Genomic DNA, 13157 nt, shown 5'->3' with positions numbered 1-13157 from the left:
TAAATACTTTTAAATGAAGTCATACTCTGTCGAGCTTCGAGAAAAAATAGTTGCGGCACATCTTCAGAAAAACATCTCAATCAGGAAAGTAGCTAATATATTTTCCGTCTCAAATAGTTTAGTCCAAAAGCTTGTAAAACAACAAAAAGTTGAAGGAAATTTACAATCCAAGCCGCGAGGAAAGCCACAATTTAGTCATCTAACAAATGCTGACATAGAGTTGACAGAATTAGTTGCATCACATCCAGATGCAACATTAATAGAATTGTGTGAATTATTTGCAGACAAGACTGGCAATTTCGTAGGTCGAAGTGCAATGTGTCGTGCGTTACAGAAATTAGGATTAAATCGGAAAAAAAAACAAAGCGGAGTACCCAAGCAGGCACGGAGAGAGTCCTGAATTTAAGATTAGATTTTTGGGAAAAGGTCAAACATATAGAGCTTACTCTCTTAACCCCTTCTATCGGGGATCAAAAGTTACAGTAATTGGAGCAATTAGTATTAAAAAAGTAGTCGCATTAATGACAATGAATAATTCAATGGATGGCGTTGCAAATGATGTATTTATTGAGAAGTTTTTAGTACCAGAGTTATGGTCAGGAGCAGTCGTAGTGATGGATAATTTATCCGCGCATAAACTCGATTCAATTGTGCCAATGATTGAAGCTGTCGGCGCTTCAGTTCTTTGTTTATCCCCATATTCTCCCGATTTTAATCCAATTGAATTATGGTGGTCACAACTCAAATCTTTCTTACGCAGTTTTGCTCCAACTACAACAGAAATGGTTGATAAACTAATATCAGTTGCACTCGACTTAATAAATCCTCAACATTTAAGAAACTGGTTTGCTAATTGCTGCTACTGTACCTCATAACAGCCGGAAGTGCTGTATTTGCAGAGATTTATACACAATAATGAGGGTTGTAATCCAGCCTGAACAAGACTACAAAAAACTTTATAAGTTATATTTGTATTCGATATTACAAGCGTTGCAGCAGTTATAACTTAGCCGATCGCAGTTTGCCAAGAGTGCTATATAGACGATACTTACAACAAATAGAGGTAAAATTTTTACCCCTACAAAGTTATGTATTATTTTAAGAATAGCTAGAGAAGATTATTACTCTGTTAAGTGATTTTCTAGCAAAGTTGCGATCGCTTCAGGGTGAATATTCTTGTATTTCTTTTTACCAAGGTGTAAAACACAGTTGGGAGCGCTGTTACAGCATTTTTGGCAACTCGTATGTTCAATGGTAACTTTGTCTAACAAACCGCGATCGCACAAAGTTTTTTCTAATTCTGATAATAACCCTTTACCACCACGTTTCAGGCAACCGCCCTTTTGACATACCATAATCCTCGCTTTGCTTTGAGGTGGTAACTCTTGCTTTGGACACCCATCAATTGGTGTCACCCGATAGGCTTTAATTTTAATTTTACTTGTGCGCGAATCTATCTTACTATGGCCACAAACGCGAATTTGCTGGCCAGGAATTAAAGATGAACTTAGTAATCGGCGCAACTCTTTAGGCAGTTTAATTTCCACATTTCCAGATGGAACTGCCAATTGCATATATTTATATTTTCCTGGTTCACCACCAACAAAACCTAGTAACTGTCCCTCAAGGTTCAATTCTGATAACGTCAAATACTTGTCACCCATGATTGATAAAAAGTTATTGGGGATTGGGGATTGGGGGAGAGGTGACAGGTGACAGGTTATAGGGAATAATCTGTACCCTGTAACCTATAACCTATTCCCTTCTTTACTCCCCATTTTTTAAGCGAGGCGTTTAGCTTCTACTGTTTGGGGTAAATTTGCTGTATCTGGCAAATCACGAAATTCTAATTCCCAACCATTTGCTAGGGTGAGAATCTTGCCATCATTTCCATCGGTTTGTTTGACGACTTCTTCTTCTAGGTCTTTTTTAGCAACGTAGACTACTAAAGTACCGGCATCATTCATGCGTAGCATTACTTTCATGAGATTCCTCAACAGATTCTAGTTCTTTTTTCTTACAGCCGACGACGAATCCTGTTTCCAAGAAATGCACAGCATATATATAGGAAGTCTGCAAATATGTTCCTATACTGGCTATGTAGCCGATATCTCCTTTGTTCACTAAAACTTGCCCGACTTCTTTACCTGGGAAAGTACCATCGTTCTTGAGCAGTTTCCGAACTCTGACTTTTTCACCAATTTCAAAAGCGGGTGGCAAGTTTAGCTCTAATTCATCGCGTTGCATGAGAGTACCTCTGTTCTCTGACCAAATTCAAAAGTTCTTCTGTCGTCAGGCTGCGTTTTTTCTGTACCGATTGATGGCGCACTGCATCTAAAACAGATTGGGTTTCTTGGGAGTTCAAGAAAATTCCATGCTGTTCTAGCAAGTTAGCAACTAAATGCCGTCCAGAATGTTTGCCTAATACTAAACGCCGTTCCCAACCCACCTCTTCTGGTGCAAATGGTTCGTAGGTAGTGGGATTCTGCAATACCCCGTGAGCATGGATACCAGATTCGTGAGCAAAAGTATTTTCGCCAACGATCGCTTTCCAAGGTGGTACGCTAGCTCCTGATGCGGCTGCAACTAGTTGAGACAGTTCCAGCAAACTGGGTGTGTCGATGCCTAAATCAACGCCATAGATGCGTTTGATTGCCATCACAACTTCTTCTAAAGCTGCGTTTCCCGCTCTTTCACCCAATCCGTTGACTGTGGTATTCACAGATAAGGCTCCGGCTTTGATACCCGCAAGAGCGTTGGCTGTTGCCAGACCAAAATCATTGTGGGTGTGGATTTCTAGGGGAATCATCAAAGCTGAAACCAGCCGTTTAACCTTGGTGTAGGTGGTGAAAGGGTCGAGAACTCCTACGGTGTCGCAGAAGCGGAACCGGGATGCACCCCATTCTTGGGCATAAAGCGCTACATCTAAAAGGAAGTTTTCATCAGCTCTGGAAGAATCTTCTCCGCCGACTGCTACCCAAAGACCTTGATCGACGGCGAAGCTAATACAGTCTTTGAGTTTTTGCAAACTTACTCGCCATTGACCGTGGAATTTAGCGGCGATTTGGATACCAGAGACGGGAATGGCGATATGCACCCGGTTCATACCGCAAGCAATAGAAGCCTTAATATCTGAGATGACGGCGCGGTTCCAGCCGAGGAGTTTTGCTTGTAAACCTAAATCAGAAATTGCAGCGATCGCACGTGTTTCTTCGTCACCCATTGCTGGTATACCGACTTCTAATTCGGGAATACCAATGGCATCGAGAAATTTAGCGATCGCAACTTTTTCTTCTAGGGTAAAAGCAACACCTGCCGCTTGTTCACCATCACGTAGTGTAGTGTCATTAATTATGATTTGATTCATTGCAAATATCCCTCTCTTGGAAGTATTCTTAATATCCTTTCTCTCTACAATCCCCAGCGATGGCAAATGCTAAAAATATCACAATTCATAATGTAGGATACATGATCCTTAATTATTGACTTATTAGCAGCATCACATCTGTATGACAGGGAACTAAAACAATGTATAATTTACTAATCGTTTTTACCGATGTCAGTTGAAACCTCTTCGAGTAGCAATGAACTAATATAACTATTAGCAAACCCTGAACAAAGTAAAACACAGAATCCAGCAATTAAGGATGTAATCATCTTAGTAACCTCAGATTTTCTAGAGCATTTGGGTGTAATTTAGGCAGATAATGCTACTTAAAGCTAAGGGGTACAAACTAGCTAACTGTGGTCTGCTAGCCAATCAAAAATCTTTCCTAGCTGCTCCAAATCAACTAAACCATACTGCCAGAGGAGCATCGGTAATGGGCCATTTTCTAATTCACGGTGTCGCAGAGCTACAGCAATATCGGCATTTGAAAGTTCAAGTTCATTGTGCAAATAATTGAGGAGTTTTATATCTCTGTTCCGAGTCGCCATAATTGATTGAACTTTCAATTTCTTAATTTGGGAAAAACTTAAAAATCAGAAATTCCAATTTTTATTTGGGAATTTCGCATTTTTAATTGTTGCTATATGTCAGGAGAATTTTAGATTTAGCAGAAGAAACAAAATCTAAACCTCATCTAATCCATCTCAGTCTGCAATAAATTCTGCAAGCATACAGTAGCTTCAAACTCTAAAGCTATTTGGGCTTTGTGCATCCATGAACAAAAAGGATAAAGTTCAGTGATTGCGTCATGAATTCAAGATTAATGAGAAGATTCATGATTCATCGCTGTAATGCCAGCAACGCTCTAGCCACTCTAATAATTCTTTGCGAGAAGCGAGAAATTGCATAACTGTACTGCGAATTAGAATTATTTCTAGCAAATTGTTCACTTGCACTCGTAAAGAACCATCGGGTGGACAAGAGCTATTTATTTTTAACTCTTGCAATCGGTGATAGATTCGCCAGCGATCGCTCCGAGGAATCTGCAAAACGTGATTTGTCATTTGTCCTTTGTCCTTTGTCAGTTGTCCTATTGTCATTTGCAAATGACCAATGACTAATGACTCTTAACGCCTAAAGTTTGCAGTTGTTTTTCGAGTTGCTCAACGCGCGAGAGCAAAGAACGAATCACGGTTGCTTCCATATCGGGTAGCTTTCCATGTTCTAAAGGAGAAAGGCTGGCGTTTTCATTTCGGGAAATAATTCGACCGGGAATTCCCACAACTGTGCAATCATTGGGGATATCCCGCAAGACAACGGAACCTGCACCAATACGGACGCGATCGCCAATTTGCAGATTACCTAAAACTTTCGCACCCGCCCCGATCACTGCATTTTTGCCCACAGTGGGATGACGCTTACCAGTTTCTTTACCAGTTCCGCCAAGGGTAACGCCCTGGTAAATCAGTGTGTAGTCGCCCACGATCGCAGTTTCGCCAATGACTACTCCCATTCCGTGGTCGATAAACACGCCCTGGCCAATCTCTGCACCTGGGTGAATTTCAATCCCTGTCAAAAATCGCCCCAAGTGAGAAATAAAGCGGGGGATAAAACCCACTCCTCGACCATGTAACCAGTGAGCAAGACGATGCAAACAGAGTGCGTGCAATCCGGGATAGCAAAACACCACCTCTAGCCAATTCCGGGCTGCGGGATCACGCTCAAAGATAATGCGAAAATCACTCAATAATGGCTCAAAAAAAACGCCAGAGAGTAAATTCTTCAGCATGGATGTATGTGCAGAATCCTGCGTTTTGGTACTGGGGGGATCGCTAATACTGTCTAAAGACTGTTGCATCGGTAATGTCTATCTGGTAAATGAGTCATCTGCTATTTTTATGCTTATATCAGGTGACTTCCAACTCGATAGAAAACCCAATGCTGATTGGATTTATTGGATTGATTAAGGTTGTACTCAAACGCCGAAACCCCGACTTAACATAAAGTTAAAATTTGTCTGGGGTTAGGGGCGCTGGTATTTAACGATAGGGGTACTAGTATTTTTGGGGCAGGGGTTAAGAATTTCTGTTCACGCTACAAGAAACTTTACCCGTAAGCCTTTGCTAAGATTTCGTCAAGATATTTTGCAATATATTAAGTTGTACTCAGATGCACTCAAATATGATTTACATGAAGCTAGAAATTGATTTTCTGTATATGCTACTACTATTAGTATCCTATTATTTGATTGAGCGAAAGACAGGTTTCTTTATTTTCTTTTAGGATTTGCTGTCTGTATGCAGATATACGTTTCCAAATATAGTTATCGCTCATCGTGACTGTTTTCTTATTATATAGATGTATGGGAATAGCGATCGCAAAATCTTAGAAAAGTAGAATAGGTAAATGTTCTCATAGCGCCCCTACTCAAGAAACTTGTAGAGGTGGATTCATCCGGTTCAAAGACTCGTCGACGGAGATAAAAGGTGGATTCATCCGCTTCAAATACTCGTTGACGGAGATAAAAGGTGGATTCATCCGGTTCAAATACTCGGCGACGGAGATAAAAGGTGGATTCATCCGGTTCAAATACTCGTTGACGGAGATAAAAGGTGGATTCATCCAGTTCAAAGACTCGTCGACGGAGATAAAAGGTGGATTCATCCGCTTCAAATACTCGTTGACGGAGATAAAAAGTGGATTCATCCGGTTCAAATACTCGTTGACGGAGTTCAGAGGCAATACCGGTTTGGTTAACGCTTTAATATGTCTGAAGATCCCCCCAACCCCCCTTAAAAAGGGGGGCTTTTAACCATCTTTTACCCCCTTTTTAAGGGGGTCGCCGCAGGCGGGGGGATCTTAACCGAACCATATTGAGTTCAGAGGTGGATAAACAAAATAGGGGCGTACACTTGTACACCCCTACCGCAAATTTATTTGTTGCGAAGATTTTTGAAAATGATATGAGACTTGCCGATGAGTATTAATTTATCAAGAGACGGGAGTTTTTGCAGATTTCCCTTTACCAATAGCTTTAAAACGTTCGCCCAACTGTTCGGCAACAGTTTTTAAACCTGGAGTCTTTTTTGATGCAGTCTTCACGTAATCATAAACAGTCAAACTGCTAGTCATCGCTTCACTACCGACAGCCATTAGGGTATCATCTACCTGTTCGGTTAGTTGCTGCATTGAGGTTAAAAGTTCAGTAAGCGCAGCAGCTAATTGATAATCTTGAACCAGTTCCTCAACGTCAAAAGTGGCTGGAAGAATTTCACGGTTAGACTGAGCAGCAGTAATGCTATTGTTCACAAAGGCTAGGCTTTTATCGCCCATTTTTACCAGCTTTCGCCGTTCTTCTGTACTGAGAGTAATCAGAAAGGGCATCTTTCTTTGGACTGTCTGTAGCGCGGCTTTAATTTCTTGGATATCTTGTGGCGAAAGGGTGGCTGCAATATTTTGATAGGCCATCGTATATGTACCTTGGGAGTTCTAATGGTGAAGTAGCAATAGTTGCTAAGTATATAATTCCCATTGGTGAATGCGATCGCACATCATAACCTATTTATTTATCTGTTTTACACTCATTGCACCTCATCCCTTAATTCCCCTTGCTATTGCTGTTGAATTACCCCCCTTATAAAAGCTACGGTGTACACACAAGTCTTCTAGAGTTGCGCCACAGGCTTTTGATCCCCCCAACCCCCCTTAAAAAGGGGGGCAAAAAGCTCTCAAAGTCCCCCTTTTTAAGGGGAGCCACTGCGGTCTTGGGGGTTTCCCCCATGAGCAAGTGGCGTGGATTTAGGGGGATCAATAGACATTTTGCACTCAGCAAAAAGATGTGTGTACACCGTAGCTTATAAAGGGGGGAAATAAGAAATCTAGTCCCCTCCCCTTTACAAGGGGAGGGTTAGGGTGGGGTAAAACCCTGGTTAATCAGCTATTTCAGACTTTGTTGAGCCACCGTGTTTGACACTTATTACATGGTCAACTTGAAAACCTAAGCCGTCTAATTCTGGATATAAACAATACTCGCATAGATGGGCAGCGCGATCGCTAACTAAACGCCGCAATTCTGCATTAATATATGGACGAGACACTTTGAGTACTTACTCCGCGCTGATGTACTGACGAGCTTTTGCTTTTGCTAGTAGCATAATATGCTCTAGCGTGAGAAAATGATCTAACTCTCGCTGGTCACTTCCTGTAAGACCTTCAGTTTTTGCGCGGTAAACAAGATCCTCTAAACGGTCTTTGGCTGCATCTGATAGTTTGAAATCGATAACACTTTGGGGAGTGGTTCCCGCAGCAATAAACTCTATAATTTCATCGTAGACTTTGGCTGTATTTACAGATGTGTTCATAAGCTACCTTTTTAATTCCTAAATTTTATGCAACTTCCAAAGACTTTCCTAGCGTCTTAGGCTCTGGGAGAAGTTCACCGTCAGCCAAAGATGATTCAATCAGCATTTCTAAAACTTCTTGAGCATTTTTAAGAGCTTCTTCATAAGTCTCTCCGTGAGTGCAAGGCTGCATTATATCCGTAAACTCAGGTAGCAAAGCCACATAACATTGATCTTCTTCTGACCATTGAATCACGATTGTATATTTCATATTTATTCATAAGCTTCCCGTCGATGAGCAATAGTAGTTACCATAACTTGATTTGTTGCATCATCAACTTGATAAATTACTCGATAGTTACCAATGCGATAGCGATAATAACCTGCAAAGTCACCTTTGAGAGGTTTAACATTAGGATGAAACCGAGGATTTTGTTCTAGTTGCTCAAAGCATCTAGCAACTTTTTTGGCTAAAGCTTGGTCTGCTGTAGCAAAAATCTCCTCGGCTTTAGCGGATAACACAACGTTATACATCAGACCGAATTGTTCTCCAGCTTTTTACCCGACCTTCAGCAATATCTTTTTTACCTTCTTCAAAAGATTCAATAAATCCAGGGATATCAAGTAACTCTTGGGTAGCATCTTCACTCTCCTTATCTGCCAGATATGCTAAAAAATCAGCAACCAGTTGTAGGCGTTCTGAAGATAATACATCTAAATATTGGTTAATTTGCTGACGAACTTCTGTGTTGTTCATGTTTTTGCAACTGTTTTACTTCTCTAATTGTGCCAACTTCTTCTGAGCAAATTCCCGCACTTGCTCATCTGGGTCATTCTTTGTGCGATCGCGCAACAGTGGTAAAGTTTGGGGATGCTGAGGAAATTGCTTGATAATTATCTCCAGTGCAATGTACCGAGGGTTGGTTTCATAATCTTCCTCGCGCTCAAAGGGGTTATTAACAGCGCAGTTGTAGTAGATGTCAAACAACTCAGGCTGATATTTAAAGTGTTTAGCTAATTCTTGGACTGCTGCACGTCGCACATCCCAGTTATCATCCTGGGTAGCGCGTTCTTTGAGGATAGATTTGATGTCGGGGTCATCTTTGAAGTTCTTCGCTAATTCTTTAACTGCTACATATCGCACATCTTCGTGATCATCCTGGGTAGCGCGTTCTTTGAGCCAGGTTTTGGTGTTGGGGTCATCTTTGAAGTTCTTCGCTAATTCTTCGACTGCTACACCTCGCACATCTTCGTGATCATCCTGGGTAGCGCGTTCTTTGAGGATAGATTTGATGTCGGGGTCATCTTTGAAGTTCTTCGCTAATTCTTCGACTGCTACACGTCGCACAACTTCGTGATCATCCTGGGTAGCGCGTTCTTTGAGGATAGATTTGATGTCAGGGTCATCTTTGAAGTTCTTCGCTAATTCTTCGACTGCTACACGTCGCACATCTTCGTGATCATCCTGGGTAGCGCGTTCTTTGAGGATGAATTTGGTGTCGGGGTCATCTTTGAAGTTATTAGCTAATTCTTGAACTGCTACACGTCGCACATTTTCGTGATCATCCTGGGTAGCGCGTTCTTTGAGGATGGATTTGGTGTCGGGGTCATCTTTGAAGTTCTTCGCTAATTCTTCGACTGCTACACGTCGCACAACTTCGTGATCATCCTGGGTAGCACGTTCTTTGAGCCAGGTTTTGGTGTCGGGGTCATCTTTGAAGTTCTTCGCTAATTCTTGAACTGCTACACCTCGCACATCTTCGTGATCATCCTGGGTAGCGCGTTCTTTGAGCCAGGTTTTGGTGTCGGGGTCATCTTTGAAGTTCTTCGCTAATTCTTGAACTGCTACACCTCGCACATCTTCGTGATCATCCTGGGTAGCGCGTTCTTTGAGCCAGGTTTTGGTGTCGGGGTCATCTTTGAAGTTCTTCGCTAATTCTTGAACTGCTACACCTTGCACATCCCAGTTATCATCCTGGGTAGCGCGTTCTTTGAGCCAGGTTTTGGTGTCGGGGTCATCTTTGAAGTTCTTCGCTAATTCTTGAACTGCTACACGTCGCACAACTTCGTGATCATCTTGGGTAGCACGTTCTTTGAGGATGGATTTGATATCGGGGTCATCTTTGAAGTTCTTAACTAATTCTTGGACTGCTGCACCTCGCACAAACCAGTGATCATCCTGGGTAACACGTTCTTTGAGGATGGATTTAGTGTCGGGGTCATCTTTGAAGTTTTTAACTAATTCTTGGACTGCTGCACGTCGCATAATCAAGTAATCATTTTGGGTAGCGCGTTCTTTAAGAATGGATTTGGTGTCGGGGTCATCTTTGAAGTTCTTAACTAATTCTTGGACTGCTGTACCTCGCACATCCCAGTTATCATCCTGGGTAGCGCATTCTTTGAGGATGGATTTGGTGTCGGGGTCATCTTTGAAGTTCTTTGCTAACTCTTCGACTGCTGCACCTCGTACATCTTCGTGATCATCCTGGGTAGCGCGTTCTTTGAGCCAGGTTTTGGTGTCGGGAGATTCTTGCCAGGTCGTTGCAATTGCTGTAACTGCTTGAGTACGAATTTCCAGAACTAAATTAGTTTCTTCATCTGCATAGAGGACGTAATAGTACCAGAGGTCATATTTAGTTAAGTGTTTGAGCTTGTCAAGTAATTGAGTAGCTGTTAACGCGATAGCCGAGCGATTTCTCACCTCTAAAAGACACTTAGCGGCTAAAAAGAGATTGACAAACTTTTCCTCTTCGCCATCTTGCGCCATTAAATAATCAAGAATCTCCCCAACAAATCTTGGCTCAATCATTCCCGCAATTAGCAGCAAGACTTCATGCCAACTTTCATCTTGCCAGTGTTTTCCAAAAACTTCATTCTTAAGTTCCTCAATATTCAGCGTTTGCGTTTCTTTAAACTGCCAGACAAACTCCCAAGCACAGAAATATTCTAAAAATGTCCGATGCATAAAAGCATAATAATCCGCACCCAAGAAACATAACATAAAGTTGCGAGTCCGCAGTTGATTAATCATCACCCGCGCAGCTTCTCTGGGTTTATCAAACTCTATGGTTTTGAGATAATCAGTCAGAACTTTGACTAAATCATTTTCATTAATCAAATTACCAGCCAAACCTTTATCACCAGTTTGCATAAGATAAGCAACCTGACGCAGCATCGCTTGCTTATCTTTATAATCAATAGTCTTGGGATCTAACCTCTTATCTTCTGTCAAAGCACGTTCCACATCCCATTGATGCAGCAACACCCGCGATGCTTGATTATAAAGCTCGGCTCTATCTCTTGGTAGCTCTTGATTCCGATTCAGAATTGCCATCATCGTCAACAGCAGAGGATTTCCCGCCAATTCTGCAATAGATTTGGAAGCTTCAATTCCTCTTTGTAGCCGTTCCCGTTTTCTCACTTTATCTACTGCATCGGTAAAAGTTAACTCATGCCAACGGTAGATAAAATCCTGAATTTGTTCTGAGTCTAAATCTTGTAAAATAAAGTGGCGAAACTCAGCATTAAGCAATCGTTGCGGTTTATAGCCAATAATCCGAGAAGTGACAATTACCTGCACATCAGGATAGTCATTAGTAAAGCGATGAATATCAGTAATTACATCTTCTCGCTTCCCAGGATCAAATACCTCATCCAAACCATCAAACATCACTAAGGCATTACCAGCTTTTAATTGTTTATCTAGTTCAAGCTGATTGAGATGATGAACAGCACCACTACATTGATGAAAAAACTCTAGAAAATTATTGCACTCTTTGTCTTCCCGCCGCCGCATATAAGTGCGTAACTCAATTAGCAAGGGAATTGGTAATAAGATAACATTATCCAGTGGTGACTCAGCCCAATTCAAAGCCAGAAATTGCAACAATGTAGACTTACCTGAACCAGGGTCGCCCAAAATCACAATATATTTATAATCTTGCTTTTTATTGACAACATCTAAAACTGAACGGATCGGCTGTTCAAAATAAACCCGTTTGTGGCGTTCTAACTCTTCTAATTCAACAGCTTCTACTTGGTCACTTTCTCGCAGCCGTCTAAGATGTTCTTTAGGCAGTTCGTGAACTTGTGGTAAGACTTGATGAGCTTCCCGGACATTTTGAGCAGTAAAAATCCGCCATAATTTCAGTTCGTTATAGGCATATCCGCTAGTATCTAAGCTATCTAACTTGAGATTGCCATAGCGCTCGCGGATTCCTTCTTGATATTTAACTAAATTAAAATCTACAATAACGCCAGCAATTTCTTTGGTATTTATTTCAATATCAGATAACTTTTGTAATTCTAGGATATGGTGTAACTCTTTTGAATCTAAAAGAAGTTCTTGGACTTGTGTTAAATACTGTTCTGTAATTGATTGCCAGTTAAACTTAGGTGGCAGAGATTTTAATTGCAGCCTGTTCCAACTATCTTCTAGGGTTTTAGCGTCTAGAGATTCACAGTTAATATCAAAAGCCTGACCAAGAATTTCTGTAACCGACTTCTCGCTGATAAATTTCTGGATGTCTTTGGTGTACTCTTTAATCTCAGTTTCAGCAAGTTTGCAACGAACCTTTAACTGCTGCTGCATCAGTTGCAAAAACAGGGCAAACGCATCTAAAGTATAAGAATCCTTTAATAGCAAGGGTTTTGGCGTTTTTTAATTTAGCCTATTTTTTCATCAAGATCCTTGCCCAGCAAGGGTTTCAGAAATCCCGTGCGTTCGCCCTGGTTGCAAAAATTCCTTTAAGGCTTTACCAGCAGCAATTTCTATGTCTTCCTTCTTAAGTTTCTGCACAATCTTGCCAGGGATGCCTTTTAATAAATCTTTAGCCCAATCTTTAGCAGCATCCTTGGCTAAGTCTTCCAGAATGGGTTTAAAAATCAACCCGGCGGCCTGAGTTACACCCCAAATAGCTAACCAGTCCAGCATAATACTCGCTTCTGTTGAGATTTTGATTACGAGTATATCCACTAGCTGGAGTAATGTTTCCAGATTTCAGGGTTATTGCAGAAATATCACAGGTATCTGAAGAACCTTTCTCTAAATCTCTCTCCTAAAAGGCTACGGTGTACACACAAGTCTTCTAGAGTTGCGCCACAAGCTTTTGATCCCCCCAACCCCCCTTAAAAAGGGGGGCAAAAAGCTCTCAAAGTCCCCCTTCTTAAGGGGGATTTAGGGGGATCTACGACGATTTTGGTTTTCTATAAAGATGTGTGTACACCGTAGCCTAAATGGAGAGAGACTTTGAATTTTCTCCCTTCCCGCGCCGGGAAGGGGATTAGGTTTCGACTTGGTTTTTTAGATCAATTGCTAACTGCGCCTACGCAATTTTCCTGCACATTTACTCTAGCTATAACCATGAGATGCCGCTAATTATACCAAGAGATATGTGCGCTCAATTACCAAACGCATTTTACCAGGTTCA

16 protein-coding genes and 1 pseudogene are annotated in these 13157 nt (G+C 41.4%); 2 read left to right on the top strand and 15 right to left on the bottom strand.

The genetic code is table 11. The features are described 5' to 3' along the window. Positions 1-13 precede the first annotated feature (13 nt). Positions 14-400 carry an IS630 transposase-related protein gene (locus FD724_RS05335; RefSeq protein WP_179071816.1) on the top strand — a complete coding sequence of 129 codons (387 nt, stop codon included), beginning with the start codon at positions 14-16 and terminating at the stop codon, positions 398-400. A 16-nt stretch (positions 401-416) separates the two neighbouring features. Next, the gene (locus FD724_RS05330; RefSeq protein WP_179071845.1) at positions 417-875 is read left to right on the top strand and encodes a transposase; all 459 of its coding nucleotides are present in this window, start codon (positions 417-419) and stop codon (positions 873-875) included. Positions 876-1121: 246 nt separating this feature from the next. Here the strand turns inward: FD724_RS05330 and FD724_RS05325 are convergent, their stop codons facing one another. From FD724_RS05325 to FD724_RS05255, 15 genes and pseudogenes are all read right to left on the bottom strand, one after another. Next, a complete protein-coding gene (locus FD724_RS05325; protein ID WP_179071844.1) occupies positions 1122-1664 on the bottom strand; it encodes a (2Fe-2S) ferredoxin domain-containing protein in 543 nt (180 codons plus the stop codon). A gap of 117 nt (positions 1665-1781) precedes the next feature. Next, entirely contained in the window at positions 1782-1985 is a 204-nt protein-coding gene (gene nifT / locus FD724_RS05320; RefSeq protein ID WP_114083693.1) for a putative nitrogen fixation protein NifT, read from the bottom strand. After that, positions 1960-2247 (bottom strand): nitrogen fixation protein NifZ, encoded by a 288-nt coding sequence (locus tag FD724_RS05315; protein ID WP_012407236.1) that lies wholly within the window; start codon positions 2245-2247, stop codon positions 1960-1962. The genes nifT and FD724_RS05315 overlap by 26 nt, the downstream gene beginning before the upstream one ends. Further along, complete coding sequence (gene nifV, locus FD724_RS05310; protein ID WP_179071843.1) at positions 2234-3367, bottom strand: homocitrate synthase; 1134 nt, start codon at positions 3365-3367, stop codon at positions 2234-2236. The genes FD724_RS05315 and nifV overlap by 14 nt, the downstream gene beginning before the upstream one ends. Positions 3368-3738: 371 nt before the next feature. Next, a complete protein-coding gene (locus FD724_RS05305) occupies positions 3739-3936 on the bottom strand; it encodes a DUF2949 domain-containing protein (protein ID WP_179071842.1) in 198 nt (65 codons plus the stop codon). 285 nt (positions 3937-4221) lie between these two features. Then, complete coding sequence (locus FD724_RS05300; protein WP_179071841.1) at positions 4222-4452, bottom strand: Asr1405/Asl0597 family protein; 231 nt, start codon at positions 4450-4452, stop codon at positions 4222-4224. Positions 4453-4505: 53 nt separating this feature from the next. Next, positions 4506-5246 (bottom strand): serine O-acetyltransferase, encoded by a 741-nt coding sequence (gene cysE, locus FD724_RS05295; RefSeq protein ID WP_179071840.1) that lies wholly within the window; start codon positions 5244-5246, stop codon positions 4506-4508. Positions 5247-5815: 569 nt separating this feature from the next. Continuing rightward, the gene (locus tag FD724_RS05290) at positions 5816-6130 is read right to left on the bottom strand and encodes a hypothetical protein (RefSeq protein ID WP_179071839.1); all 315 of its coding nucleotides are present in this window, start codon (positions 6128-6130) and stop codon (positions 5816-5818) included. A gap of 249 nt (positions 6131-6379) precedes the next feature. Continuing rightward, a complete protein-coding gene (locus FD724_RS05285) occupies positions 6380-6856 on the bottom strand; it encodes a hypothetical protein (protein WP_179071838.1) in 477 nt (158 codons plus the stop codon). 461 nt (positions 6857-7317) lie between these two features. Next, positions 7318-7485 carry an HNH endonuclease gene (locus FD724_RS05280; protein WP_306297080.1) on the bottom strand — a complete coding sequence of 56 codons (168 nt, stop codon included), beginning with the start codon at positions 7483-7485 and terminating at the stop codon, positions 7318-7320. A 9-nt stretch (positions 7486-7494) separates the two neighbouring features. After that, positions 7495-7749 (bottom strand): hypothetical protein, encoded by a 255-nt coding sequence (locus FD724_RS05275; protein ID WP_179071837.1) that lies wholly within the window; start codon positions 7747-7749, stop codon positions 7495-7497. 25 nt (positions 7750-7774) lie between these two features. Beyond that, a complete protein-coding gene (locus tag FD724_RS05270) occupies positions 7775-7999 on the bottom strand; it encodes a type II toxin-antitoxin system HicB family antitoxin (protein ID WP_179071836.1) in 225 nt (74 codons plus the stop codon). Positions 8000-8001: 2 nt separating this feature from the next. Continuing rightward, positions 8002-8262, bottom strand: a complete 261-nt coding sequence (locus FD724_RS05265; protein WP_179071835.1) for a type II toxin-antitoxin system RelE/ParE family toxin — start codon at positions 8260-8262, stop codon at positions 8002-8004. Then, on the bottom strand, positions 8255-8485 hold the full coding sequence (locus FD724_RS05260) for a hypothetical protein (protein WP_179071834.1): 231 nt from the start codon (positions 8483-8485) through the stop codon (positions 8255-8257). The genes FD724_RS05265 and FD724_RS05260 overlap by 8 nt, the downstream gene beginning before the upstream one ends. Positions 8486-8500: 15 nt before the next feature. Next, positions 8501-12661 (bottom strand): annotated as a pseudogene (locus FD724_RS05255) (HEAT repeat domain-containing protein). Positions 12662-13157: the final 496 nt, after the last annotated feature.

This window comes from Nostoc sp. C057, from assembly GCF_013393925.1.
Classification (GTDB): Bacteria; Cyanobacteriota; Cyanobacteriia; order Cyanobacteriales; family Nostocaceae; genus Nostoc; species Nostoc muscorum_A.
The sequence above is the reverse complement of the archived record's forward strand: the minus strand, read 5'-3'. Positions and strand labels throughout refer to the sequence as shown.